Here is a 26,930-nt window from a genome sequence, read left to right as displayed (position 1 = left end):
GGTCGTCCAGCTTCATTCCAAAAGCAGTTTGGAGACCTCCCGGGGTAAGACACGTTTCTTTCGCTGCGCGAACGCCGGATTTACAAAACACATCCCGATCGTAGATGGACGACTGCAGGGATGCAGGAGGTAGGGCGACGCAGGATGCCAAAGCCGAGGGCTTCGCGGTCACGTGCCCGCTCGCCCCGGATGTATCACGCCTCATATCCAGTTCTTGTTCATCGCCCCGCAGCTTTGGGTTCGGCTTCTTCCAGACCCTGCCTCGCGACAACGCCCTTGCCGTTTCCCTAGCCTTCGGCTCTACGAAAACCTGGCTGCCGGACTTTCACCGACATAGTAACGCGCCATGCCCGGCACACACGTGGAGCATAGGGGCGCGCCGTAGGCGCGTCCCAGCGACCGGAGGGAGCGAACTTGAGCGTAGGGTCAGGTGCGTTATCCGTCAATGGAAACTCCTTTTGCAACCAAGCCAATTAGTGAAACCGAAAAAAGATGATTTGCATCACTTTTTGATTCGAACGATATTTCCCATTCTGCGTGCTCAAGTGATGCACATGGTATAGAAAAACTGGTCATCGTGAACTCAACCTCAAATGACTCGCACAAGGGCTTGCGAGTCCATTCTTCAAACTGAGGACGTAGGACCAATTCAACAGCTTTCAGAACTTCTTTGAAACGGACTTCGACAGAGGTAAAGAACTGACGTTGTAATTCATTCGGTGGCAACTCAGCTGCAGGTGCATCAATAAATAACTCAATCTCACGATTTGAGGGTTTGAATAAGCGGGTCGCTTCCCAATAAGAGATTCTTCCCCTGGGCATCTTCATATAGGTAATGAGTCCAAAGAATGGGTCATCAACCTCAAGGGGGCGAAATTTCTTTAGCAGGCTAGAAATCAAACTCATCTACGCACGTAACGTTTTAGTTAAGGCTTCGCCGAAGGCGTCAGCCTTGAACGACTTGTTATGCCGAGCGATGAAGATTAAAGGGAATCTATATCGGCGTTGGCATCGATATTTTCCAGAGTCCATTCGACGGCTTTTCTGTATACCTCTTCACGGCTATTAGCGAGCTCATTTTGAGCACTAATAACGCCATTGGCCGCATACAAAATTGTTGCTACCCAATAGCCGCCAACTTGCTCTGTTATAAATATTCTGAATGTCTTGCCGACCGATGTTTTTATGTTAAGTGCGGTTGTTTCGCCTACGAATGACATTGAGAAGGTCTCCATTGGGTGATTGGACATAACGTAAAGGTAAGGGGCGCGTAGCAAAGCGGAGCGTCCCTTTGACCGCCTTGTTAGGGTCCATGAAGAGCTACTAACGCAAATGCAACCACATAAAACAAGCCAGCGGCGGCCATCACCCAGCCAACGTATTTATTTGCGGCAATACGCCATGCAGACATAGTGCTCTCAGATTTTCGCGCAAGTATTGTAGCCACCACCCCAATTACAAGAAAAACAAGCTGTGCGTCTGTGAGCAACCAGTTGAATCGCTCAAACTCGACTGGGCTCCCCATAAGAACAGAGCCCCACATTATTGCGAACGCGGTGATTGTTGGGCTAATCGTAAAAAGGGCAATCACATTGCGCACCCTAACAAGAAATTAGATAGTTTCCATATATCTACAGAAAAACGATCTTCAGCATGATAATTTATTGATCGGCATATGATCTTCCTTTCTGTATATCATTCGGCAGCGAAATAATGACCGGTAACAACCAGACTGCTGTCATTGAATCAGATCGGGCGATAGACCGCAACCGGTCGAGACAAGACGATCGTGCCCTACCTAACCACGCCGATGACTTCCCGATAACCGAATTCCAAGCAGTTGATTCGACTCCATGACATCGATCAGCGGGTTGTTTCCAACCCTAATTTGCGAATAGCCCAACAACTTCGCGCCGGCTAGCATAAACCCCGCCCAATATTCGACGGTTTTCGCGATCCGCCCCGCCGTGGACGGCAAAATCGGGGACGTTGTCGGCCAATAGGGCTTGGAGCTCGGCAACGGCCGGGCCGTGGGTGGAAAAATTGGCGCGGTCGGACGAAAATCCAGTGCGGTGAACCGAACAGTTGGCGCGGTCGGTCGAAAATCCGCTGCGGTGGACCGAACCGTGGGCGCGGTCGGGCGAGAGTCCCGTACGGTAAACCGAAATGTGGGCGCGGTGGGACGAAAATCCCGCGCGGTGGACCGAAGCGTGGGCGCGGTCGGATGAAAATCCCGTACGGTGGACCGAAATGTTGGCGCGGTCGGACGAGAATCCCGTGCGGTGGACCGAAATATTGGTAGGGTCGGCCGCGCACAATTCAATACCGTGCGGGACGCGGCCTAACGCGGCTGCAGCGGTTCCACGGCAGAGTTTTCCGCTGCTAGGCAGAGTTCGTTTGCTGAGCGTTGGGCTGCGGATATTGGAGGCCGTAGCCTTGGTGCCGGCTCGCGGCTGATCGTGGTAAACACCGTGCAGACACCTGTCGTTCGGTTCTCGCGGCGCGAAACCAGCCACCATTCCCCGCGCGGCGAATTGCGCGTTGATCGTCGCGGCGCGGAAAATTTTCCCTGTCAATTTGCTAGGGTTTCCTGTACAAATTTGGGGAAACGCGTTCATCGGCACCCGACTTGAGCATGGAAAAATCCAGCCGCCCATTACCAAACCGTCTTCGTTCATGCTGATCTCCCGGTTGCGGTCCTCCGCCCGCCCCGGCAAGCCGGCCGCCCGGCGCTGGATGGTTACGCTGGCCTTACTGACCCTCGGCCGGGCCGACGCCGTGTCGCTCCCCGGCAGCCTCCCCGACCATCCCACTATCCGGCTCGGCAATACCTTAACCGACCAAGGCAACCCGTCGGAGATTAGCGGCACAGCTTCAGGCAACGCCGTTCAACCCGACGTGTTGTTTACACCCGGCCAAGTCGCGTTGGTAGCGCTGTCGTTGATGGCGGCGTTCTTAATTTGGCATCGCTTGCTGCGCAAACAAGCGCGGACCCGGATCTCGGCGCTCGAAGACCGGGTGTCGGCGCGCACCGCCGAACTGATTCGCAGCGAGGCGCAATTGCGCGCCACGCTGGACAATACCCCGAATATCGCGGTGCAGTGGTACGACGCCGCCGGCCGAGTCACTTACTGGAATCCCGCGTCCGAGAAGCTGTACGGTTGGCGCTCCGAGGAGGCGCTCGGCAAGACCCTGGATCAATTAATCTTCACGCCGGAAGCCACCGCCGATTTTCGCCGCCGAATGTTGCTGGCCCATCTACAGCGTTGCCCACAAGGTCCTTACGAAGTGCGGTTGCACACCCGCGACGGCCAAATGCGCTGGATGCTTTCCACGTTGTTTACGATACCGTTGGAGGACAATCGGCTGGGCTACGTATGCATGGACACCGACATCACCGAGCGTAAGCTCGCCGAGGAATCGCTACGCGCCAGCGAGGAAAAATTGCGCGGCCTTTACGAACTGGCGCCGCTAGGCATCGCCTTGACCGACATGGATGGCCGCTACATCGAGTTCAACGAGGCGTTTCGCGTCATCTGCGGCTATCCGGCCGACGAATTGACGGATATCGATTACTGGACGCTGACGCCCAAGGAGTACCGGCACGAGGAATCCTTACAGCTGGAGTCGCTAAAACATTCCGGCCGCTACGGACCTTACGAAAAACACTACCGGCGCAAGGACGGTAGTTTGGTGCCGATCAATCTGAACGGCCGGCTGGTGCACGGCCCGGACGGCCGGGAATATATTTGGTCCATCGTCGAGGACATTTCCAAGCGCAAGCAAGGCGAGGCCAAATTGCAATTGGCCGCCAGCGTGTTCAGCCATGCCCGCGAAGGCATCATGATTACCAACGCCGCCGGCGTCATCGTCGAAGTCAACGATACCTTCAGCCATATCACCGGCTACAGCAACACCGAAGCCCTGGGTAAAAAACCCAGTTTTTTACATAGCGGCCGGCAGGGGCAAGCCTTCTACGCGATGATGTGGGCCGAGCTGATCTCCAAGGGCTATTGGTCGGGCGAGATCTGGAACCGGCGCAAGGACGGCCGGGAGTTTGCCGAAATGCTGACGATCAGCGCGGTTCACGACGGCGACGGCCGGATTCAGAATTACGTGGCGCTGTTTACCGACATCACCGCGATCAAGGAGCACCAACAACAACTCGAGCATATCGCCCATTACGACGTGCTGACCGGGCTGCCCAATCGGGTGTTATTGACCGACCGGCTTCAGCAAGCGATGCTGCAATGCGAACGGCATGCGACCTCGCTGGCGGTGCTGTATATCGACCTGGACGGTTTCAAGGCGGTCAACGACCGCTACGGTCACGACCTGGGCGATCAACTGCTGATCGCGGTCGCCAACCGCTTAAAGGATACGTTACGGGAGGGCGACTCGTTATCGCGTATCGGCGGCGATGAATTCATCGCGGTGCTGGTCGACTTAAACCAGGCCGGCGATTTCGAAGCGGTGGTCGAGCGTCTGCTGCGGGCCACCTCCAATCCGGTGACGATTGACCAAATCCCGCTGCAAGTATCCGCCAGCGTCGGCATCACACTGTATCCGGACGATCAAGCCGATACCGACCAACTCTTGCGCCACGCCGATCAGGCCATGTACATCGCCAAGCAAGCCGGCAAGAACCGCTATCACGTGTTCGACGTCGGCCGGGATGCGGCGGTCAAGGTGCGCTTCGAAAATATCGAGCGGATTCGTCTGGCCTTGGATCAAGGCGAATTTTGCCTGCACTACCAACCGAAGGTGAATTTGCGCGGCGGCGAGGTGGTCGGCGCCGAAGCGCTGATCCGCTGGCGGCACCCCGAGCAAGGCTTGTTGGCGCCCGCCCTGTTTTTGCCGCACATCGACAACCATCCGCTGTGCGTGGCGCTGGGCGAATGGGTCGTGACCGCCGCGCTGTCGCAAATCAGGGCCTGGGCGGCGGTCGGCGTGCATTTGACGGTCAGCGTGAATATCGACGCCTACCACTTGCAACAAGCGGACTTTCCGGCGCGGCTGGCGGCGCTGTTGTCGGCATTTCCGGACGTTTCGCCGACCTCGCTGGAACTGGAAATTCTGGAAACCAGCGCTTTGCAGGATATGGCGGCGGTCATCGACACGATGCACGCCTGCCGCCGGCTCGGCGTACAATTTGCGTTGGACGATTTCGGTACCGGCTTCTCGTCGTTGACCTATTTGCGCCGATTTCCGGCCGAAATTCTGAAAATCGACCAAAGCTTCGTCCGCGACATGCTCGAGGACCCGGACGACCTCACCATCGTCAAGGGCGTGATCGGTCTGGCCACCGCGTTTAAGCGTCTGGTGATTGCCGAGGGCGTGGAAACCCTGGCTCACGCCGAAGTGCTGCTGGAAAACGGTTGCGAACTGGCGCAAGGTTACGGCATCGCCCGGCCGATGCCAGCCGACCGGTTTTACGAATGGCTGACCACCCGCTCGTTGGACGCGGTTTGGACCGCCTGGCTGAACTCAGCCAAACAATCGATCGCTCCCGCGGCCGAGGCGCCGCAATCAACGCCCCGCGCCACCGACATCCGCACCGATTCCTGACCCTTCGAACGCCGCCGTTAGAGAGGCGGCGTTTGGGTGATAACCGGCCGATTTGTTCCCCGAACGGGGCCGAAAGGAACCTAGAATGGCTGCAGGCCGAATCTACGACCCGGCTTTACAGTCCGAGGCTCCCGAAACGAACTGTCCCCGCAGCCCGCGTAACGGCTAGCCAGCGTCGCAGCGACGCGAGCCGACATGACCAACATCCATCTTGGGCCGAATCTATCTTAATACGTCCAGGCAGCCGCCCCGTCCGACCGCTGAGTCCGGCAAGCGGTTTGGCCGGGTTCGGCCCGGTAAACCGCGTCGATCACCGCCGCCGCGTTAACCGGCGGCGGCGTGACGTAAGCGTTGCCGCCATCCGCCGGAAAGCCTCCACCGGGACCACAAACCGGCTCTACTTGAACCTCTCCGCGCCGGGCGTAGACCAAGCCGCTCAGCAAGCCGGCCAGCGCCAGCAATAGCAGGCGGGGCGGCCATCGGCTTTTCAGCCGGCGGCGCCAGGGATATTTGCGGTATCGGGTATTCATTCGATTCCTCCGTTGGGTTTCGAATCCGGCACCGAAAAACGCCGCCGCCCTATCCCGCTCAATCGCGGATAAGCCGGTTCGGCGCTTTCCGGCCGGTTGTTTCGATTAAAAGTCGAACGTTTCCACTTCTGAAATCATGAATACCGGCGCGCCTCCGCTGGAGATCGCTACCGCGTGCGCGGCGGTTTCCTGACCGCCGGGCGAGCTCAAGCAGGCTTGCAAATCCGCCAGACTGGGGAAATAAACTTCGGCGATCCGGTGGAAGGCCGCCGGACTTTGGTCGGCGTTGGACAAGATCAGCGAGGCCACGAAACGGGTTTTCCCAGCCAATTTTTCGACGGCCATCGGCACGTGCTCGTCGGCATACAGCCGCTCGAAGGTTTCCAGATCGGTCGGAACGGGGTACATCACGATTAATTTTGCTGCTTTCATAGGTAACTCCAATGTTTTGATGAATGGGAGCACATATGAAACGCCTTTTTATCCCAGTAGTAAAATACCGACTACCTATGAAACAATAGGTATTACCTATTCATTATCCGGAGAGCGAACATGGAAATGCAACAAATCCGCTATTTCCTGGCGGTTTGCGACAAGGGCTCGTTTACTCGCGCCGCCCAGTCCAGCTACGTCGCCCAACCGTCGTTGACGCAAGCCATCAAAAAATTGGAAGACGAGTTGGGCGGCGAACTGTTCAGCCGGGACCGTAGCGGTTGCCGACCGACCTCGTTGGGCCGCTTGGTGGAACCGACCTTGCGTCAGATTTTCCGCGAGGCCCAAGCCGTCAAAGCCGAGGCTATTCGTTTCAGCCGCTTGAATACCGTGCCGCTGCGGCTCGGCGTGATGACGACCATCGCCGCCCGGCATTTGAGTCCTTTCTTTGCCGATTTCCAGCGAGAACACCCGCATTTGGAACTGGAATTGGTCGTGGACGGCGAGGCCCAGTTACTGCGGCAACTGGACGAACAAACCTTGGACCTGGTGATCAGCGCCCCCAGCCTGCCGCCGCCCGCGCCTATGCAGACCTTGAGCTTGTACCAGGAGCGTTACGTCGTCGTGTTTAACGACCAGCACCGTTTCAATCAATTGCCGGCCATCGATCTGGCGGCGATACAAGCCGAACCCTATCTGGACCGGCTGAATTGCGAGTTGCGCGAAACCTTGCGCGGCGTGTGCCTGGGCCGGCAAATCGATCTCTACGCCGCTTATCGCAGCAACAGCGAAGACTGGATTCTGGCGATGGCTAGCGCCGGCATCGGCGTTGCGCTGCTGCCGGAATTCAACGTACCCAAGCAAGCGGAGCGCTTGAAATGGCGCTATTTGTCCGACCCGGACATTCGTCGGACCGTCTCGGCGATTTATCCGGCGCCGAACGCCGCCAATCCGGAACTCAAGCCGCTGTTGGCGAAACTGCAAGTGGCGTTTTAGGCCGAAAACGCCGCATGACTATTCAGCGCGAAGTAAAAATACCCTCTCCCAACAGAGCGGGGGATGAACACCTCAATGTCGGCTATGCCGTTCGCTGAGCGGCGTCGAAGCGAAATCGCTGGCTTCGGCTCCGCTCAGCCACCGCCTTATTTCGGCTCCGCTCAACCAGCGGCTTACATTGACTGTAACCGTTTAACTTAAAAAGAGCAGTTTGGCGATGAAAAATCCCGTTCGTCCTGAGTTTGTCGAAGGGCGCGCGGGATTTTTCATTCATCCATTTGGCGAGTGTATTGCGAGCCGTCATCATGCTTCGACAGGGCTCTCCTGAACGCAGCCGAAGGACTCAGCACGAACGGCCCGCAATACATACCAACTGCCCTTTTTAGGCTTAACTTAACGCCACAGGTAACCCCTCCCCCAAACGCCCTCCGAATAGTTACAACGCCGCCGGCGGAGCGACCGCCGAAAACCGCGTTAATTCGGCGTTAAGCGGCGCGCTGATAGGCTTAACCTGCACTCCGGATGCACGCGAACCTCCCGCATCCCAGGCAGCCGTTCGGGCGCTCAAGCTAACGGCAATCCCTCTTAAACAGCGGCTGACCTTGCAGCCGAGGAGTTCTCATGTCACGTTGGATGTGGTTGATCCTGATTCTAAGCCTGTCCGCCGGCTCTGGCCGCGCCGCCGATAGCCCTACCCCGACTTCGGCCGTTAGCGCGGACATGATGCACTGCGCGGCCTTCAGTCCCTACGTCGGCCAATTGAACCCGGACTGGGGCGCCCATCCCAGCCCGGAATTGATAGACAATTTGCTGGACCGCCTGATCGCGCAAACCCCGTTTCGCTGCATCATGACCTACGGCGTCACCAACGGCTTGGAGCACACCTTCGCCGCCGCCCGCGCTCGCGGACTCAAGGTGATTGCCATTATCTGGCTGGACCGGGATATTGCGATGAACTCTCAGTCGATTTCGGAGGGCATCGCCGCCGCCCGAACGTATTCGGACACCATCGTCAAGTTGGCTTGCGGCTCGGAAGTGCGCACCCGCCACGCCAAGGCCCTGGACGGTGAGATCCTGCGTTGCCTGGACGCCTTCCGCGAGGCCGGCGTCCGTCAGCCGCTGACGACGATCGATACCTGGTGGGAATGGTGCGACCGCTCGGCCGAGTGTCGGCCCACCGAGTTCGCGGCCAAGGTCGATTGGATAGGCGCGAATATCTTTCCGTGGTGGGAGAACAAGTTTTCCGGTCTGTATCCTTGCACCAGCGCCGAACAAGCCGCCGACTTTCATATCGCCCGCCTGAACCAATTACGTAAGACCTATCCCGACAAACCGGTGGTCGTCACCGAATTCGGCTGGCCCAGCAGCCCGGAAAACGGCACCGAAGTCAACGCCCATACCGGTCAGCACTGCGGCGTGGCCAGCCCCGCCAATCAGGCCCTGGTGGTGACGTCGACCTTGGCGAAACTGGCCGAAAAAGGCTGGTCCGGCGTGGTCTTCGAAGCCTTCGCCGAAAACTGGAAGCCGGGCAACGAAGGTTTGTTCGGCCGCTATTGGGGCATCTGCGCCGGACAAGCGCCTTACGCTTGCCACGGCATACCTCGACGCTAACCACCGCAGCCACGGTCGGCTGGGGTGGTGTTGGGGTTGTCCGGGATTTGGGCTAGGGTCGGCGGAAGGTCGCGAAACGCATCGCTTGCAAGTCGATGCGCCACTGCGCGATCCGCAATGCTTGCGGCGCCGACCAACCCGGCTTGGCCGGCCAGCGCAAATCCAGCGGCAGACAATTGTCGAGCGGATCGTAAACCGCCCCGAGTCCCAACAAACCGTCGAAAGACTCCGCCCCGCCGTCCGGGACACGCGCCAAAGCAACCATGCCCAACGGAATCCGCGCCGGCAAATTCACACCGGCGTCCGACCAACGCAACTCAAAATGCTCGGCTGGCCCGGCGGCCGGCTGCGAAGTCCATTCCGATTGCAACAACTCGCCGCTCTCGTCGCGCCAAAACATTCGCCAATGCGGCGTCGGCGCGGCGGCGGACCAAAACAGATACACGTCATCGCCCGCCCGGCACAAGCCGCCGCCGCTGCTGTCGTCGGCTCGCGAAAACTCGCCGCCGTGCCGCGACTCGATACGTTCGACCCGAACCCCGCCCGGCGCCAGCCAATGTTCGGCCCACACTTCGCCTATTTCCGGCAGTAAAAACCGACGCTCGTCGACGATGCGATGCGGCCTGGGCCGCACCGGCGCTCGCAATCGGCCGGCCTCGGCAACCGCCGCGCGTGCTTCGAAATACCAGGGTTGCAACAGATGAGCGGCGGCGACCGGCACCGCGATCGGCAGCAATCCGGTGGCGGCGATGCCCAAGGCTTCGCCGCCGATCAGTGCCGGCGAAACCCATCGTCCCAGCCAGACATGCAAGCCAAAATACACGACCGGGCAAACGAACAACAAACACAGGTAAAACACCGCCAAGGCTTCCGGGCCTCCGACCGCTTGCGCCGGCAGCCAGGCGACCGCGGCGGTCGCCGCCAAGATCGGCAGAGTCGCCAGCCGGACCCAGCGCCAGGCCGCGACTTTGCCACGCCGAGCAAATGCCTTCCGTTCTCCGAGCCACACCCCGGCGCATACCGCCAAGCCCAAGCCCAGCAACGGTGCCCAAATGCCGATAGGAATCGCCCCGAGCATCTGCATAAGTATCCCCGTCAGTGTCGAATCAAGCCGCTAAGCACTGTCTGCGGAAAACCCAAAGCGCTGGCGAACTTGAGGTCTCATCGTGCTACTCGCGACCAGCCATGTCGATGGCATTCGCCACGGCTATTCCGCTACCGCCTCGGAAACCGGTTTGGAAACATCGATTTCGACGCTCGGCTCCAGATCGGACTTCGATTCGGAATCGCCGCACGCGGCCGACAACGATTCCTCCGGCCGGATGTCGGCGATAGAGATCCGTTGTCTGTTATAACCCAACGCCGTCAATTGCTCGACCAACCATAGCTTGCGGCGCTGAGCTAATAATTCCGTATAAGCGCCGGGTCCCGGATCGGTGGTCGAAAATTTCAGTTGAATGTCTCGCTCCGCCGGCGGCACTACCGGTTTCTTAGACACCGGAGCACTCTTATCCTGCTCGGATTCTGCTGCATCGCCGGAGCCCAGCATCGCCGACTTCAGCATCGTGGCGTCGCTGAACGCGACCGCGCCCGGTTCGTACGTCAAACAATGGATGTCGACGTCGGCGGCAACGCTGGGCGCCGGGTCACCGACGTAGTCGGAAGGTATCAGGCCGTATGCGCCGAAAACCGCGTCCGCGTAACGGAGACCTTGTATCGTCGGCGTCACCGCACCGTTGTAGGTCCGAGCCACTTGGGCAATCAACGCTTCCAGGGTTTTCGCCGCACCGGCCTGTTTGACCAATATTTCGAGGTATTGCGATGCCAGTCTGGCGTTCTGGCAGGGATTGTCCAATAAGGCCAGCAAATCCCGGTCCGATAGCGCGTCCCCCAACTCGTTCCGCAGGACCTGCCTGGCGACTTCCGGACGTAGTTGCGCCAATCCGTAAGAGAAATTCGGCAGTCGCCCCGTCAATCGCAAGATGATGTCGGCCAAACCGAATTCGATGCGCCGCTCGAATGCGGAACGGTTGTATTTTTCCGCCGCCAAGATCGCGATCGTCAAATTATGAATATCGATGCCGCCGATGTCGGCCACCGCAACCGTGTAATCCGGACGCAAGCAGGCCAGCTCCGGATGCGACGAGGCGATGCTGAGGTGAAGCGCGATATTCTGTCTGTTTTTCTGTTCCGACAGCGAAATGGCCGTTCCTTCGCCCTCGTCGTACAACTGAACTTGAGCATAGCCGGATCGCAACAGAATTGCGTAACCCAAGCGCTCCGGCATGGTCAAATGATCGCGAACCACTTGATCCGGTGTTTGGCCGGTATAGGGTTTTTCGTTGTTGAAGGGCTCGAAAAAAGCCGCGGCGGCGAATAAGCCGCCCAAACCGGCGAACAGCAGCAATTCGCGCCCAGTTTTTTTAAGTAGCGCGGCCCAAGATAGCGGCGAAATAAGTAGCGATCCCACTGGTGACAATCCCCATGAAAGATGTACGAACGGTTTCCAGCCAAGCGAGATTTCCCGCCACATCGTGGGTCGCCGGTTGCGGCAATTGCTCGCGTAATAATAACTTGGCCAGATCGACCCCCAAACCGGCAAAGTATGAGAAGGACACGAAGTACAAAAAATACACGCAGGCGAATTGAAATTGCAGATGATGCAGAACCGGCTGCTGCAACACGTCCCAAAACACGATGAACGGCCACGCCAATAACAGCGCCGCGAAAAATCCGGCGGTACGCGCGGTCAATGCCGCTTGTTGAGCCAAATAACGGTAGATGTTTCGGTAATTGATCCGGCTACCCTTGGTGACTTGCATCCATTTGAACGGCAAATAGAACAGCAGAAAGCCCACTAAACAAGGAATGGCTAGCTTTATCGTCAACGACTCCCAACGAAAAGCGCCGTTCTCGCTGTACATAAACGAAGAGAACGAAAAATACAGTTTGTAAGGCGTCAGATAGCTGGCCGCCTTGGTCAGAAAGACGGTGGCGAAAACGCCGCCGACAAAGCCGGGCAAATTGACGCTGGTTCTCGAGACAGGCATGGCTAAACCTCACTTGAATGGCGGACCGAGGGACGCCGGTCGTTTCGCGCGATGGGTAGCGAGTTTCCGATGCCGGCGACCGCCGGCATCGACACCGTTGCGTTGGCGATGATCGTCCAATCATAGGCGATATGCAACAGTACATTTGTACTGGTACGGATGGGTTCGGCCGGAGTCCGTGCCCCTCCGAGGATTAACGCATTTGAACATCCGGCGCGTTCCCGCTGCATCGACAGCTGATTTACGCATGGAACTGAAAAAACGGAAGCTACCGGTCGCAGCCTGAGCGGATGCCTGACTTTCCGGTGGCGCGAAAGTCGCCAGCCACGCTACTTGCCGCCAAACCGTGAATTCACGGCGAACCCGGTCGCCCGCCGTGTCTGGCCGGCGCGCCCCCTATGCGTGATATGCCGCATTTTTCCAAAAAATACGGCATATCACGCACTTTAGTTCCAAGGGTATGCCGAGAAATGATTCGACCGACGCCTGTTCCCCCCGCACGTCTTGGGTGCCACTCGAATCGTTGCGCCGATTCTCGGCTAAACGCCCTCCAGCGCGGTGAAAGCCGGCCCCAGCGAGTTATCACGCCCCGTCGCCAACCGGCACCGGGCGATTCGCTCCGCTCGCCAAGCGTTTCGACTCTGACCGGCTGCCGACACGACAATGCAGTCTTCCCAGCCAACGCCAACCCGTGGCGTGTTTCTTGCTGCCTAAGGCGCTCGACCATCCTAAAATCCAGCCAAGCCGTCCATGTCCGACGCATCTTCCGGTTTTTTACAAACTCTGTTCTTGAGGCACGCCGACGAAATCGGCGCCTTCGTGCGCGGCCGCTGGCCTAAGGAACCGGACGTCGGCGACATCGTGCAGGAAACCTTTTTGCGACTGTCGCAATATCCGGCGCCGGAGACCATCCGCAATCCGAAAGCCTTTCTGCTGCAAACCGCCGCCAATCTGACCGTCGATCGGCATCGCCGCCGCGAGATACGCGAACGCTTGGCCGATGCCGACGCCGAGCCGGAGCTGATTCCCGATCGCGGCTTGTCCCCGGAACATTACTGGCAGGCCCACCAGCAGCTCGAACGCTTCTCGGCCTGGCTGGACGAGTTGCCGGAATTGCAACGCCACGCCTTTGTGTTGTATCGGATCGAAGGTTGTTCGCACCGAGAAATCGCCGACCGGCTGGGAATTTCGGTGCGAGGCTCGGAACGTTACGTGATGCTGGCGATGCAGCACATCAGCGCCCGGCTGGCCGCCGACGCGGCGCCGCTCTGATCCCAACCGACCGTCTCCGCCCGACTTTGGTTAAACTGCTTCCTTCGAACTTCGACTCCGACATCCGCGTGACCCAGTCCTCGGCCTGTACTCAAGCTCAACGCGACCAAGCGATCGCTTGGCTGTTGCGACTGCGCGAAACGCCGACCGACCCGGCGCTGCGCCAGGCCTTTACGGCTTGGCTGGCCGCCGATCCGGCCCATCCGGACGCTTATCGCGAAGCCGAGGCGCAGTGGGCTTGGATGGAACCCTTTACCCGGCAGTCCTTTGCGGCTCGCGACGCCGCGTTGCGCTACCGCGCGGCCCGGAACGACGTTCGCCGCCGCCGGCCGGCCGTTTGGGCCATGGCAGCGACCGTATTGCTGGGGCTGGGCTGGGCCGTGTTTTCGCCGCAAGGCTGGTATGGTTGGTCCAGCACCTACAGCGCCGGCAAGGGCCAGCGGCTGACGGTGACCTTGTCCGACGACTCCCATTTGGAGTTGAACACCGACACCGAAGTTCGGGTACGCTACAACCGCAACCGGCGCCACGTCGATCTGGTACGCGGCGAGGCCTTCTTCGAAGTACGCCACGACACGACTCGGCCGTTTAGCGTGACCGCCGGCAATCTAACGGTGCGCGACATCGGCACCGCATTCGACGTTTACCAACAACCTGGCCGGGTCAGCGTGGCGGTGCAAGAAGGCAAGGTCGAAATGGCCGGCGGCCAACAACGGCGCGAGTTGAGCGCCGGCGAACAACTGGCCTACGACAGCGACGACCGCTTCGTGGCCGCCGGCCAAACCGACATCGCCGCCGCAACCGCCTGGCGCCGGGGCCAATTGCTGTTTCGCGGCCGGCCGCTCGGCGAAGTGATGGCCGAAATCGGCCGCTACCACGACGTGGTCATCCGGCTGCGCGATCCCAAACTGGCCGGCCTAAGGGTGAACGGCAATTTCCGCACCGAGCAACTCGACAACTTGTTAAATGCCGTCGCCACGCTGCTGCCGGTGAAAATCAAGCGTCTCGGCGAGCGGGAAATCGTCGTCGAGGCGTCTGACAAGCTGTAACGACCGGATCGGTTGGCGATAAAGCGCCCGCATCGGTATTCAAATGGCGTTCGCCGCCCGGCCATCCCAAACGCGCGACTTGCCATAACGCGCGACCGCTGTTGCGGGATATGCCGCACTTGCTCTCCGCCGCGAACGTCGCCGGTTCGAAAAATCGCCCTCGTCAAACTCCGCCAAACCGTTGGATTTGTTAAACAACAGCACCTCAATCCGCGACAGCGATCCAATTGGGGTACGAACTTTGCTTGAAACGGGACTTTAACCCAAAGTCGACCGCCGACCCTGCCCTTCCGGACCGCCGCGTGCCAAAATCCAAACGATCGCTGTTCGACAGATTATTTCAACGCCACAGTCAAGAGTTGCGGGTGTTTGCCGGGCAGCGCGGCGGGCAGGACAGCGCCGAGGACTTGGTGCAGGAGGCTTATTTACGGCTGCTGCAATGTCCCGACCCGCAATCGATCGATAACGCCAGGGCTTTTCTGTACCGGACTATAGCCAACCTAAGTATCGATCAACACCGCCGTCAGTCGGTCCGCGAGCGTTTTCACCACGATGCCGGCGCCGATGACGCGCTATTGGCGCAAATCGCCGACGCGGAGCCGCTACCCGAAGACCGCCTGACCAGCCGCCAAGCCTTGCAAGCCCTGAACGACATTTTGCTGGAGCTCCCGGAAAACACCCGCCACGCCTTCGTGCTGTATCGCCTGGAAGGACTGTCGCATCGGGAAATCGGCCGGCGCCTCGGCATCTCGGAACGTAACTCGGTCCGGCTGGTGGGCATCGCCGCTCGTCACGTACTGACGCGCTTTACCGACTGGGGCGAACAATGACCTTTCCCGCCTCCCCCGAGCCCTTCGCCGGCCGCCAAGACTCCGTTCGCGGTCAGTGTGCGGCGACCGGCTTGCACGGTACCGCCAGTAGATTCGTCCACCGCGACGCCCTTGGCAAAGCAAAGAGTGAAATATTGAACGTTCGCTGCGCACAGCCTGCAAATCAAGGCGGCAACGGGTTTTACCCGCCCTCGCGTCGATACCCCGGCAGACCGAGAGAAATTGGCGTCGACGCCGCTCTCGCGAGCGGATTCGGCATTTTTCAAGGCACGAGAGTGGTCGCGATGGCTCAACCCAAGGGTTTACAATGCCCTTCCTACCCGACTCGCCAACCGTCTTGAAGCGCATGCCCGAATCTCCGCCCACCTTGCAGCAACAAGCGATCGACTGGCTGCTGCGTCTGGAATCGGCCGACTGCACGCCGGCCGAGCGCGCCGCTTTCGAGGCGTGGCTGGCGCGAGACGAAGGTCACGAGCGGATCTACCGGCAAGTAGCGCGGCGCTGGCGACAACTTGACCGCTTTAAGGGCCAGGACTTTCCGGTCCGCGCCGCCGCGCTGATCTACCGGCGCCCGCGCCGCCGACTCGCCGAATCGGCGTTGGCGGCCTGTCTGATGCTGGGTCTGGGCGTGGCGACCTTCTCCGAACGAGGCTGGTACGGGCGCAACGCGGTTTACGCGACCGAACGCGGCGCCAGCCGGACGGTGCAATTGGCGGACGGCTCCCGGCTGGAATTGAGTCCGGACAGCGAATTGACGGTACACCTCGACCGCTGGCGGCGCTCGCTGGTGCTGATCAAGGGCGAGGCTTACTTCGACGTCGCGCACGACCGGGACCGCCCGTTCCAAATCGAAGTCGGTGGCGCTAGCGTCGTCGATTTAGGCACCCGCTTCGACGTGCGTCTGCATAACGACGAAGTGGCGGTCGCGGTCGTCGAAGGCGCGGTTCGAGTCGATCACATCGAAAGTCGGGAAATCCACGCCAACCAAGCGTTGAGTTTCGACCGTAAGGGCCGGTTTCGCGAATTGCCCGCCAACCAAATCGCGATGCAGACTGCTTGGCGCGAAGGCCGGTTGATCTTCGAAAACCGCCGGCTTGACGAGGTTTTGGCCGAGCTGGAGCGTTACCACGACATCCGCCTGACCCTGGCCGACCCGGCCTTGGCCAAACTCAAGGTCAGCGGCACGTTTCATACCGACAATCTCGACGCCGCCTTGAACATCATCGCGATGACGCTGCCCATCGACATTCGCCGACCCAATCCGCGGCAAGCCGTGCTCGACAAGCGCGGCAACGATTGATTCGGGCTTTTGTAACTATTTAGCGCGAAGTAAAAACGCCTATCTGATTTTGGTCAATCACCGCCATAGGGATGCCGCCCAGCCTTACCGGCACCCTGAATCAACGCATGTTACGAGCAGATGAAGCGTAGGCAAATTTGCCCGCCGTTAAAATCCGCGTGGGCACAAAAACCGTACCCACCCAGGCTAATCGGTCCTTTGAATCCGGCAAAAGTGTGCGCAAGAAAATGCGGCTGTCCAAGGCCGGTCACCGACATATTCGTTTAGTCTGGTTACGGCCGTACACCGGTTATCAGCTCGACCAGCAAGGAATCAACAAGCAATAACGCTTTTTACCAATTCAATATTGTTCGCTCTTCCCAATTCGATCCAGTAAAAACACATTCTTTCGCGCAGTTCATCCCTTTTGAAAAAGAGTTGATAGGCCCGTCGTACTTGTGCGGCCTCAAGCATACCTGCTTCATTAGCTTCTTCCATTGAGCTTATTGCCAATAGAGCAAGCGCACTTTTACACTCGAAATCAATGTCTTTCGATTCAAGTATGTCAAGCATCTCGTCGATTCTAGCTGGATCGGCAAGCTCAATCTCCCAATCCTGCTCCCTTCCGGTAGCGGGGAGGCTCAATAATTGATTGATGACGCTTTCCGCATCCGCCTTTGGGCCATAAAACTCGCGCGACATAGGTCAAAGCTCCAGATAGGCTGTCTTTACACCGTTACCACTTGGAACCAAGCGAATAGTCGATGCAGGAGCGAACGACCCATCTGGCATAATCACGCGGGCGGGAAACCCATTCGGGACTGGCACTGAGATGGCTCCATTCTTCAAATTACCCAGATTATCCTGAATCAAGCGCGCCGCCACTTGGTGGTCTACCTTTTAGAAGTACTCACTCTCTCCAATTCATGAAATAGATCATAAGCAATCACCTCTTTCATCCAAGGCTTACTACTCTTATTCTTTTCATATATTTCATGAAACGCGTCAGTAGTATCTGTCCATATTGAATAATCAGCTGCATCAAAATCGATATCAAAATCGATAACCCGCCCATCTTGTCTGATAACTTTTCCGCAGTACGTGTTGCTTCCATCAGGAAAAATCGAAATCAATATACACTGATTAAAGACACACCCCGCTTGCATTAACTGCCTATAAAACTCACTCTCAAGCAGTATTTTTTGGTGAAACTTTGCATTGACGTCGACAATTTCTTTCTTAGTCAACTCAATTCTTCTAGCTTCAGTACTCACGAATTAAAGCCCTCCAGGGAATGCCGTTTGTAAATTGCCATACTTATCGGTTATTACCGTAAAGGTATTTGTTAAACCTCCACCCATCTTGTCTGCCAAGGTTCCAACAGTATTATTTGTCGTTATTGTTCGAGCAAAGTTACCAGTATCCAATGCTTGTGCAGGTGCCTAAACAGTGCTCTTGGAACTTAGCAACGAGCGTAGCTCCGATTCGCGAAGCGTAATCGGAGACATACCAACCATTCCGTTAACGGCCACCCACCTTTTCTTGCATCGCTGTACGAATGTCTTCTTCAGTATGAAGATACTCGCCCGGCTCCTCCATCGTGTCGATCCCGTAGAGATACATCACGCCTGCCCAAATACGCGCCATTTCTTCGTGAGGTGCGAAAGTCAACGTTCCTGATTCAGACTCACGGGTTATTGCATAAGCCCAGCGGTCTGCTGCCTCTCGCGTCATCCGGCCTTCCAACACATCAACGAAGACCGATCTCACTACTTCCAAAGTAATTTCCACTTACCAGCTCTCCGTATAATTTCCGTTACGGTCAAACTTGTAGTGCTGCTTGATGCCGTTATTCAGCTCCGGTCGGACTTGCCGAACGCTACCACTGTGATCAAGCGTTTCGTGCCATCCGCGAGAACCGCCAGTTGCGGGGTCGAACTCATGAACGTAGCGACGACCCGCTATTTCTCCAGCCTTGTCGGCGGGCTGCAATTCACCATAGTAGCGAATCCGGCCATTCTCCAACTCCTTGAGGCCAGCTTGGCCGTATTTTTCCGTGTAACCAAGGTGTCTTGAAAGATCTGCCGCTTGCTTCGCACTCTCGGCTCCACTCTTTACAACTTTACTCGTATCCCGAATTGTATCGGTAATCTTGCCAATTTTTCCTAAGAAACCGCCACCCACTGCCCCCAAAGCAGCGGAAATGCCTACATCTCCCCAGTTGACGGCGCCAATATCACCACCGTTACTGTACATTTGCAAACCAAAATCAAAGGTAGCGCCAGCAAACGCCCCCAACAACGCGAAAGTCCCCGTCGGATCGGTATAGCTGACCGGATTGCCGTTTGCGTAAGTATAGACGTTGGTGCCGCCTTCCAGGCCGATCAGGTCGGGTTGCAGGTAGCGGCCGGCGCGGGGCGAGAAGTAGCGGGTGTGGTTGTAGTGCAGGCCGGAGTAGGCGTCGTAGTATTGGCCGGGGTAGCGCAGGTTGAAGGCGGTCTTCACGCCGTCGCCGTCCGGGTCTTCCAGGGCCGGGGTGTCGCCGTAGGGGGCGATCGGCCAAGCCCAGATCGGCTGGGTCAGGTCGCCGGCCGCCCGACGCAAAAAGCGCGGGGTGTTGGTGAAGTCGGTTTCGATGTAGGCCAGGTTGACCAGACTGCCATCCGGCCGTTGGTCGATGACCGCCAGCGGCGGTGTTCGCCCAGCCTGCTCCGATTGGCGAAGCGTAATCGGAGACATACCAACCATTCGTCCGATTACGCTGCGCTAATCGGACCTACGGTCCTGCTAGCCCGTGTGCTTCCAACAGGTGCCGGAACTGCAAAATCGTGCTTTCATCCGGCACGGCTTCCAGGAGGATACCGCAAAAACGTCGCAGCGATTCAATCTCGTAGAGCGCATCTTCCATGCCAGGATCGGAATAGTTGTAGGCAATCTGCGCGACATGCACGTGTAGCATGGCATTCAACGGAAACGGCTTGCGCCCGCGTCCTTTACCAGACGCATAATGCGGCTCGATCACCGCCACCATCAGCGACCACGGCAATAAGCCTTCAAGCTGGTTGAGAAACTTCTCGCGCCGGGTCACTTGGCCTTTGTTAGCGTATTCGGCATCGGCAAAACTGAGTTGTTGGGGAGGGTCCATGGGCGTCGTCTCTACCGCGATTTCGTTGGAGTATTTTACCGCTTGCCGTTTTGGGGAATTAATCAGAGGTTCCCTAACGGCAGCATCCTATTGGTTACAGGGGGCAGGGGGATAGCACAACTTATCGCGTTTTTTTTTCAATGAGTTCCTTAATTGAAGCAGGATTGGACAGTTCAATATCAGGATTGAGTTTTAATAGAAAATTAGTCAAATGGACACGCAAAACATCAGCATTTTCAGGTATAAATCTTTCAGATTTAAACTTTACCTTCTTAATTTTTCCACCCAAAAAACCAAATAGTCCTTTTGCCGTTTCTTCAACGACCTCGAGATCAATAGTGTTGCCATCAACGTCAAACACCAAGAACTCCCCATTTTCAACATCTATAGGCTCCATGTAACGCTCCGCGTCTTCCTTAGTCTGGAAGATGTCTATATCTCCATTTTCACAAACAATTATTGGAGTTTTCATATCAAAACCTATCGAGCCAAAATTGGTCTGTCGATTTGGTTTCCCATGGACGATGGCGCCCAATACCTTGGCCTGGCGGTGTATTGCCATTGGCGTCTGGACTGCCTCTTCTGTGATAGTGAGGCTTTTCACCATAGCGATTTCCCGTGCGATTTCCCCAAAGAGCAAAACGGAAATTTCTTCCTAAAGCAAGTTCGCCGCCAGATTCATAACCAATATAATTTACGGCAACACCAGCCGCAAAGCTTCCCCAATATGTAGCAGAAGAAAAATCCACTACGTCATTAGTTCTCATCGCTTCTCGAATTAGTGCGGTAGTACCAAAGGAAAGCCCATCCCCAAAACCAGCAGATGCGTTTACAACCCCCTGGGGCAATGAATCACCCAAAACCCACACCCCATCAAGGTCCATGTAACTTAGCGAGTTGCTATTGCCATAGTTGGGTTTCCCACCAAACCACGATAACGCGCTGTCTAAATAGCCGCCGATTTGCCGCGTCAAGCTCGCTTCCGCCCAAGTCCCCGTCGGATCGGTATAGCTGACCGGATTGCCGTTGGCGTAAGTATACACATTGGTGCCGCCTTCCAGGCCGATCAGGTCGGGTTGCAGGTAGCGGCCGGCGCGGGGCGAGAAGTAGCGGGTGTGGTTGTAGTGCAGGCCGGAGAAGGCGTCGTAGTATTGGCCGGGGTAGCGCAGGTTGAAGGTGGTCTTCACGCCGTCGCCGTCCGGGTCTTCCAGGGCCGGGGTGTCGCCGTAGGGGGCGATCGGCCACGCCCAGATCGGCTGGGTCAGATCGCCGGCCGCCCTGCGCAAATAGCGCGGGGTGTTGGTGAAATCGGTTTCGAGTTAGGCGTGGTTGACCAGCCCGCCATCCGGCCGTTGGTCGATCACCGCCAGATGGATGTTGTCCAACTTGCTCCGATTCGCGAAGCGTAATCGGAGACATACCAACCATTCGTCCGATTACGCCGCGCTAATCGGACCTACGGTCCTGGGCTTTGCCATTCGAAAGTCCGACAGGCTCCTAGGAACAGAGTATCTATCAGGCTTCGATAGGGCGTTAGTAGTTACGAAAAATCAATCGTAAATTTCTCGATCGCTTCTTCAATTGATGGATATAACCCAGATCGACTGTCAGGGGCTTCTTCGATAAAAAGCTCCAATGCTTGCTTTTCAGAGTTATATAATTTAACGTCAGTTATTGGTTCGTTAAAATAATCAGCACTTTGAACACAAAACATTTTGTTATCTATTTTTTCAAAGCATCGATATATTACCACCCCCCGTTATCGTTGATTCTCCATATATTAAACTGTCTATACATAACCCCACCTAACTCCATTCTTACAAATATAGATAACAGCGCGCCAAACGCTAGCATGAATTAACACCTGAATAGCCAACTTTAGTTTCATAGCATGATTTAGCATAGACACCGAAATATCTATATTAGGTTAACTTTAAAGTACCAAAGGGTCGAATATGGAGCGTTTAATCGTAATATTCGTTAAAAACCATTTTGGTTCCCATCTACCGGACTCAATTTTTTTGAGGGTATTGCTTCTTGAGTTTTTAAATTGGGTTACGAGATTTCCATCAGAATCTTTAACAACAACACGATCGCCTTTCACATAGGCTATATTTCCATTTTCATTGTCAGTGTACTCTCGCCCTTCTTCTACAACTCTATTTGGATCTCCGACTTGCCTGTTGGCGATCTTTTGCATGGTCAGTCAGCGTTCCTCCGATTAGCGAAGCGTAATCGGAGGAACGAAATTACATACGTCCGATTACGCTTCGCTAATCGGACCTACGGTCCTTTGCGGATTCACGCTTAAGTTAGGCTTGAGATAAAAATAAGAATCTACTATTTTTGTTGTTAACGTCCAACAAAACATCGAACATATATTCAACACCATCTCTAGTGAAGATAAATAAAAATTGATCGCTTACTGAAATGGCGACCTGTTTTCCTACAAAGGAATCCAATATGTCTTTCCAATTCCACAACACCTCTTCACCACCAGGAAACTTGAAATAAATATTTTCATATTCATTTTCATATTTACCAGTAACCATTGGCCACTCAGAAACAACATTCCAACCAATTTTATTTTCTTCAGGATAAATAGTTAAGAATTTTCCATTATCAAAACCGATAACCAAAAGCTCCCCGTTAAACTGATAACTTTCAACGATCCTACCATTTATCAAACTGGATTTAAATTCATTTGAATCATTTTCAAACTTAGCTGCAACTATTGCATCCGATATAGAATTATAGCTATTTGGATAAAATCCTTGAACAACTCTAATCACCCTTTTCACAAACTTAGACCTTTAAGCCACATAAAGCTTAATACTATGTATTGGTGATTACCAATACTTGTTATTTTTGGATGACTCATGTCCACCAGTCCATTTACCTGTATTTGGGTTTTTAAACCCTGACTGATAGGTTCCATTTGAATCCACCCCCGTCCATTTTTCAGTATACCCTTGCTCCCATAATCCCTGATTTTTTGTCTTGCCTTCGTATTCGACTTCATCCAGAGGGTTCACGCAGCCAACACAGGCTTCTAAAGAGTCATATTCGTCTTGGACCACATCAGGGTCTACCGATGCTTCAGTCTCATTTGAAGAATTCTGAGCAGCTTGAATACTAAACGTTTCGTCACTTCCCAGTGACGACGGATAAACAGCTGCCACGACCCCTCCAACTACCGTAGCCGCTCCTATTGACACGTTAGAGACCAATCCGCTGAAGAACCCGCCCGAACTAAACATGGAGCTAAAGTTAATCGACTCGAAAAAGGAGGCAACCGCTTCAAATGCCCAAGTCCCGGTCGGATCGGTATAGCTGACCGGATTGCCGTTGGCGTAAGTATACACATTGGTGCCGCCTTCCAGGCCGACCAGGTCGGGTTGCAGGTAGCGGCCGGCGCGGGGCGAGAAGTAACGGGTGTGGTTGTAGTGCAGGCCGGAGAAGGCGTCGTAGTATTGGCCGGGGTAGCGCAGGTTGAAGGCGGTCTTCACGCCGTCGCCGTCCGGGTCTTCCAGGGCCGGCGTGTCGCCGTAGGGGGCGATCGGCCAGGCCCAGATCGGTTGGGTCAGGTCGCCGACCGCCCTGCGCAAAAAGCGCGGGGTGTTGGTGAAGTCGGTTTCGATGTAGGCCAGGTTGACCAGACTGCCATCCGGCCGCTGGTCGACGACCGCCAGCGGGATGTCGCCCAGCCAGACATAGTTGCGCCAACCGGCCGCGCTGTATTCGAACACCAAATGGTCGGCCTGATCGTACACATAGCGCACCGCACCGCCCGCGCCGATTTTACCGACCCGGCGGCGCAAACCGTCGTATAGATAGTATTCGCGCCCACCGGATTTGGTGAACGATTTCATGGTTCGGCTGGCGTCGTAAGCGTAGCCGTTGCCGGCATGGCCGGTCACGAAGCCGGACTGGTCGTAGCCATAGTTGGCGCTGACGCCGCCGGAGCCGTCGGCCGGCGCCGGATTGAGGGCTTCGGCGCTCAGGCGGTTATCGGTGTAGGTTAAATCATCGCCGCGTACCAAGGTGCCGGCGGCGTTGTAGTTTTCCAGGCGCTGTAAATTGCCGTTATGGTCATGGTTGAGTAAGGTGCGCTGCTGGCTTTGCGAGGTGGCTTGCGATTGCAAATGGTCCAAATCGTCGTAGCCGAAGCTGAATTCGCCGTATCCGCCGACCCGGTTATGGTCGTCGTAGCGCACATCGTAGTCGTAGAGCGCGTTCTGGTCGGGCTTGAGTAGACGGATATGGGATGGGCGGCCGCCGGCATCCCGGTCGCGGCGATACGTCAGACCGTTACCGAAGGTGAAGCCGCGCAAGCGGTTGATCAGCGGCTGATAACTAATATCGCTGGCCAGGGCGGCAGAGCTGGTTCCCATCAATGCGCCGACTTGTTTGACACGGCCATCCGGGCCGTATTGATACTGGACGGTCAGGCCGCCGGGATATTTTACCCATTCCGGTCGACCCTGGCCGTCCGCGCCGGTGCCGTACTGGGTTTCCAGGATCAGGGAGACGTCGCCGCTCAGTTGCTGCTCGGCGGCGAGCACGTCGCCTCGCGCATTGTATTTGAAGCGTTCGGTGATCGTCAGGCCGTTCAAATCGGCGGCATGGGCGCGGCTGCGGACACCGAGCCGGCCGACGTAGTGACTGGCATTTGCTTCGTCGCCACTAAGCGGGGTATCCCAAACTTGCACCAGCGAGCCTCCATCCGAATAATCAATCCGGGTCAAGCGGTCCAGCGCATCGTATTGTTTGACCGCGCTATGGCCGTCGCTGTCCGCCCGGTAGGTTTCGTTGCCGGCCTTGTCGTATTCCGAACCGCGGTTGCCGAAGTCCGGCGAGTCTTCGTCGGTGTGCTTGCCGAGTTCGTTGTTGCTTAATAGCGTGGTGGCGTTCACCGGATCGACGACTTGCTTGACCCGGCCGGCCACGTCGTAGTCCAGGCTGAATAGCGGGGTTTGCGCGCCCAGCGTGCCGTTGCTCAGCAGCGGCGCTCTGGCCCGGTCGCTGATTTGATCGAGGCCGGTGTAGAAGCTCAGGTCGCAGATTTCGCCGCTCAGACAACTGCGTTCCAGCAGGTTGTTGGCGTTGTGTTTCAGTTCCCGGTTCCAGCCGCCGCTGCCGTCCGAGGCGGTCAACAGCAGGCCTTTGTCGTCGAAGGATTGGTGCCAGGTCTGTGGGTTGTCGCCGCTACGGCCGGCGACGGTGTGCAGGACCTTGCCCCGGCTATCGCGTTGATATTCGACGCTGTCGGTGATGCCGTCGTGGCTCAGGCTGACGGTCTTGACCGAACCGGCCGGGGTGTAGGTGTAGTTGAGTACGCTGTTGTCCGGCCGGGTCAGGGTTTTCAAACGGCCGTCGGTGTAGTAGTCGTAGCGGGTGACGTCGTTACCGACCGTGACGGTCTTGGGTTGACGTAGCGCGTTGTACGCCGTGACGGTATGAATGCCGTTGATGTCGGACTGATCGGTGATTTGGCCGTGCGCGTTGACGCTGATCACTTCGTCCACGTGATCCAGCGCGTCGGTGGTTTTCCACAGATCGCCGTTGCTGCGGTAGTCGGTGACGCTGGCGCCGTTTTCCGGGCGCGGCCCGGTTTTGACGACGCGCAGCGTGACGTGGGTGTTGGGATCGTAGTTGTAGCTGACATCGGTTTGATGACAGGTTTTGGAATTGGCCGGACAGGCGTCGTTGACCAAGGCTTCCGAGGCGGGGCGCACTATTTCGCGGGTGAGGTGGCCTTGGTCGTTATAACGCCAGTCCTTGGCGACTTCGCCGACCACTTCCGAGGTTTTCAGCGGGAAGCGGCTGTCCCAGGTACGGGTGGTGGTGCGGGCTTCGGCGGTGCCGTCGGCTTCGGTTTCGGTCAGAGGCAGGCCGTTGCTGTTATAGGTAAAGCGGGTGACCCGGTTGAGATAATCGGTGCGGGTCAGCATGTCGCCGTTTTTCTGCCAGGTGTAGCCTTGGTAGTCGGCGTCGCAGCCGGCGCAACGGGTGCTGACGGCGACCGGTCTATAAAGAAAAGCCGCGTCGGTGTCGGTGCAGTTGATGCATTTGAAGGATCGGAAATAGGGTACCGAGCGATAGGCACTCGAATCTGAATCGGTAAATTGCTCGGTCAGTTTGTATTTGGTGGGACTCGAGTTAAGAACGTAACCGCGCTTTTGTAGTAAGTTCTTCGCGTTATGGCCGGCTCTGGTGATTTGAGAGTAGGTTGGAAAAAGAGTCCCGCAGGGCCAATCAAATTTGACATCCAAGACTGTTTGCCCGGCTTCTTGAACTTTGCTCAGATAAGAAAACGCGTTAGGTATCCCGCCAGGATTGAAATTACAATCGAAGGTCATCACCGTGGCATAAGTCCTGACGAGCGCCGCCGAAGCCCCATCGGCGGCGGGCAATGTAATGGTTCGCGGGCTAGCGGTGAAGTTGTAACGGTAAACCTGATTATCCGGATCGGTGACCGACGACAGAACGGCGGAGGTATATTGAAAACTTAAGCGCCGGCCGCTCGGTATGTGAGTCACTTCGCTGACGCGGTACGGCGAGCTGGTTTGATAGGTGACACGGTGTTCTATCCCGGAACGATCGAACCGGGCCGCCAAGCGGCTTTTACTGTCGTACGCTTCGCGGATGCCGGTTTTGAAGTTGGTGTAAACCCATTTGTAGGTGACGCCGTTAACAGACCCGTTTTTAACCAGAGTATCGTGTATGTCTCTGGCATAAGGCTTCAGGTTTTCCATGAACTTGGTGCAAATCCCCATCGTGCAAACACTGATAGTTCGATTGCTGGAGGGTCCACCATAGTTGAGATGGTCTATCAGACAACTGGAGTAGCTATGGGTCCAGTCGCTATTCATGGCGGCTTGATAGTCGCAGTCTTCCGCCATGATGCTTCGCGGCGAGGTGCTGAACCGGGTAAACTCCAATGGAAACTGGCCTTCGCCCCTATAGTCGGTTTCCTTCAGCAGTGTCGCGCCATAAAGCGGCTCGGTTTGAAATTCCACTTGAGGTACGCGGTTCTTGTCCGATTGTTCGACTTGCATCTGTCCCGCCAATTGCTCATAAGGCAAACCGGGATCGGGATACGCGTTAGCCGAAAGCAAGCACATTCCAACGACTATTATCAGCAATCGACTAGACAGGGTAGCAA

General features: G+C 56.6%; 24 protein-coding genes. 7 read left to right on the top strand and 17 right to left on the bottom strand.

What is annotated here, in order from left to right:
* Positions 1-435: 435 nt before the first annotated feature.
* The gene (locus tag BJL95_RS02210; RefSeq protein WP_064028172.1) at positions 436-906 is read right to left on the bottom strand and encodes a hypothetical protein; all 471 of its coding nucleotides are present in this window, start codon (positions 904-906) and stop codon (positions 436-438) included.
* A gap of 77 nt (positions 907-983) precedes the next feature.
* Positions 984-1,220 carry a hypothetical protein gene (locus BJL95_RS02205; RefSeq protein WP_139306088.1) on the bottom strand — a complete coding sequence of 79 codons (237 nt, stop codon included), beginning with the start codon at positions 1,218-1,220 and terminating at the stop codon, positions 984-986.
* Positions 1,221-2,676: 1,456 nt separating this feature from the next.
* On the opposite strand from BJL95_RS02205, the gene BJL95_RS02190 reads away from it, so the two are divergent.
* Entirely contained in the window at positions 2,677-5,568 is a 2,892-nt protein-coding gene (locus BJL95_RS02190) for an EAL domain-containing protein (RefSeq protein WP_071155131.1), read from the top strand.
* 227 nt (positions 5,569-5,795) lie between these two features.
* Here the strand turns inward: BJL95_RS02190 and BJL95_RS02185 are convergent, their stop codons facing one another.
* Positions 5,796-6,098 (bottom strand): hypothetical protein, encoded by a 303-nt coding sequence (locus BJL95_RS02185; RefSeq protein WP_071155129.1) that lies wholly within the window; start codon positions 6,096-6,098, stop codon positions 5,796-5,798.
* 105 nt (positions 6,099-6,203) lie between these two features.
* On the bottom strand, positions 6,204-6,530 hold the full coding sequence (locus BJL95_RS02180) for an EthD family reductase (protein WP_064028162.1): 327 nt from the start codon (positions 6,528-6,530) through the stop codon (positions 6,204-6,206).
* 120 nt (positions 6,531-6,650) lie between these two features.
* Here BJL95_RS02180 and BJL95_RS02175 point away from each other — a divergent pair, with 120 nt between their 5' ends.
* Both BJL95_RS02175 and BJL95_RS02170 read left to right on the top strand, forming a co-directional pair.
* Positions 6,651-7,526: a LysR family transcriptional regulator gene (locus BJL95_RS02175; RefSeq protein ID WP_071155127.1), complete on the top strand. Its 876-nt coding sequence runs from the start codon at positions 6,651-6,653 to the stop codon at positions 7,524-7,526.
* Between the two features lie 621 nt (positions 7,527-8,147).
* Positions 8,148-9,137, top strand: coding sequence for an exo-beta-1,3-glucanase (locus BJL95_RS02170; protein ID WP_071155125.1), 990 nt, complete (start codon positions 8,148-8,150; stop codon positions 9,135-9,137).
* Between the two features lie 52 nt (positions 9,138-9,189).
* Here the strand turns inward: BJL95_RS02170 and BJL95_RS02165 are convergent, their stop codons facing one another.
* From BJL95_RS02165 to BJL95_RS02155, 3 genes are all read right to left on the bottom strand, one after another.
* Positions 9,190-10,221, bottom strand: a complete 1,032-nt coding sequence (locus tag BJL95_RS02165; RefSeq protein WP_071155123.1) for a hypothetical protein — start codon at positions 10,219-10,221, stop codon at positions 9,190-9,192.
* A gap of 123 nt (positions 10,222-10,344) precedes the next feature.
* Complete coding sequence (locus tag BJL95_RS02160) at positions 10,345-11,607, bottom strand: hypothetical protein (protein WP_139306087.1); 1,263 nt, start codon at positions 11,605-11,607, stop codon at positions 10,345-10,347.
* On the bottom strand, positions 11,561-12,187 hold the full coding sequence (locus BJL95_RS02155; protein WP_064028153.1) for a hypothetical protein: 627 nt from the start codon (positions 12,185-12,187) through the stop codon (positions 11,561-11,563). Before BJL95_RS02155 ends, BJL95_RS02160 begins: the two co-directional genes overlap by 47 nt.
* 750 nt (positions 12,188-12,937) lie before the next feature.
* Here BJL95_RS02155 and BJL95_RS02150 point away from each other — a divergent pair.
* The 4 genes from BJL95_RS02150 (at position 12,938) to BJL95_RS02130 (ending at position 16,638) form a co-directional block, all read left to right on the top strand.
* A complete protein-coding gene (locus tag BJL95_RS02150) occupies positions 12,938-13,459 on the top strand; it encodes an RNA polymerase sigma factor (protein WP_071155119.1) in 522 nt (173 codons plus the stop codon).
* A gap of 68 nt (positions 13,460-13,527) precedes the next feature.
* Positions 13,528-14,508 carry a FecR family protein gene (locus BJL95_RS02145; protein ID WP_071155145.1) on the top strand — a complete coding sequence of 327 codons (981 nt, stop codon included), beginning with the start codon at positions 13,528-13,530 and terminating at the stop codon, positions 14,506-14,508.
* 302 nt (positions 14,509-14,810) lie between these two features.
* A complete protein-coding gene (locus BJL95_RS02140; RefSeq protein ID WP_071155143.1) occupies positions 14,811-15,338 on the top strand; it encodes an RNA polymerase sigma factor in 528 nt (175 codons plus the stop codon).
* A gap of 307 nt (positions 15,339-15,645) precedes the next feature.
* Positions 15,646-16,638, top strand: a complete 993-nt coding sequence (locus BJL95_RS02130) for a FecR family protein (protein WP_083385564.1) — start codon at positions 15,646-15,648, stop codon at positions 16,636-16,638.
* 312 nt (positions 16,639-16,950) lie between these two features.
* On the opposite strand, the gene BJL95_RS02125 is transcribed toward BJL95_RS02130, so the two are convergent.
* From BJL95_RS02125 to BJL95_RS02080, 10 genes are all read right to left on the bottom strand, one after another.
* Positions 16,951-17,319: a hypothetical protein gene (locus tag BJL95_RS02125; protein ID WP_064031642.1), complete on the bottom strand. Its 369-nt coding sequence runs from the start codon at positions 17,317-17,319 to the stop codon at positions 16,951-16,953.
* Positions 17,320-17,510: 191 nt separating this feature from the next.
* On the bottom strand, positions 17,511-17,891 hold the full coding sequence (locus BJL95_RS02120) for a hypothetical protein (protein WP_071155115.1): 381 nt from the start codon (positions 17,889-17,891) through the stop codon (positions 17,511-17,513).
* Positions 17,892-18,138: 247 nt separating this feature from the next.
* A complete protein-coding gene (locus BJL95_RS02115) occupies positions 18,139-18,408 on the bottom strand; it encodes a hypothetical protein (protein ID WP_071155113.1) in 270 nt (89 codons plus the stop codon).
* Positions 18,409-19,356 carry an RHS repeat-associated core domain-containing protein gene (locus BJL95_RS25415; RefSeq protein WP_071155111.1) on the bottom strand — a complete coding sequence of 316 codons (948 nt, stop codon included), beginning with the start codon at positions 19,354-19,356 and terminating at the stop codon, positions 18,409-18,411.
* A gap of 37 nt (positions 19,357-19,393) precedes the next feature.
* A complete protein-coding gene (locus tag BJL95_RS02105; RefSeq protein WP_254786666.1) occupies positions 19,394-19,762 on the bottom strand; it encodes a transposase in 369 nt (122 codons plus the stop codon).
* Between the two features lie 121 nt (positions 19,763-19,883).
* Positions 19,884-20,234, bottom strand: coding sequence for a hypothetical protein (locus BJL95_RS02100; protein ID WP_083385563.1), 351 nt, complete (start codon positions 20,232-20,234; stop codon positions 19,884-19,886).
* Between the two features lies 1 nt (position 20,235).
* On the bottom strand, positions 20,236-21,048 hold the full coding sequence (locus BJL95_RS23525) for an RHS repeat-associated core domain-containing protein (protein WP_083385562.1): 813 nt from the start codon (positions 21,046-21,048) through the stop codon (positions 20,236-20,238).
* A gap of 647 nt (positions 21,049-21,695) precedes the next feature.
* Positions 21,696-21,962 carry a hypothetical protein gene (locus tag BJL95_RS24400; RefSeq protein WP_139306086.1) on the bottom strand — a complete coding sequence of 89 codons (267 nt, stop codon included), beginning with the start codon at positions 21,960-21,962 and terminating at the stop codon, positions 21,696-21,698.
* Between the two features lie 112 nt (positions 21,963-22,074).
* A complete protein-coding gene (locus BJL95_RS02085) occupies positions 22,075-22,563 on the bottom strand; it encodes a hypothetical protein (RefSeq protein WP_139306085.1) in 489 nt (162 codons plus the stop codon).
* A gap of 48 nt (positions 22,564-22,611) precedes the next feature.
* Entirely contained in the window at positions 22,612-26,883 is a 4,272-nt protein-coding gene (locus BJL95_RS02080) for an RHS repeat-associated core domain-containing protein (RefSeq protein ID WP_175463629.1), read from the bottom strand.
* Positions 26,884-26,930: the final 47 nt, after the last annotated feature.

This window comes from Methylomonas sp. LWB (genome assembly GCF_001856095.1).
GTDB classification, from domain to species: Bacteria; Pseudomonadota; Gammaproteobacteria; order Methylococcales; family Methylomonadaceae; genus Methylomonas; species Methylomonas koyamae_A.
This window is presented reverse-complemented; position numbering and strand designations above follow the sequence as displayed.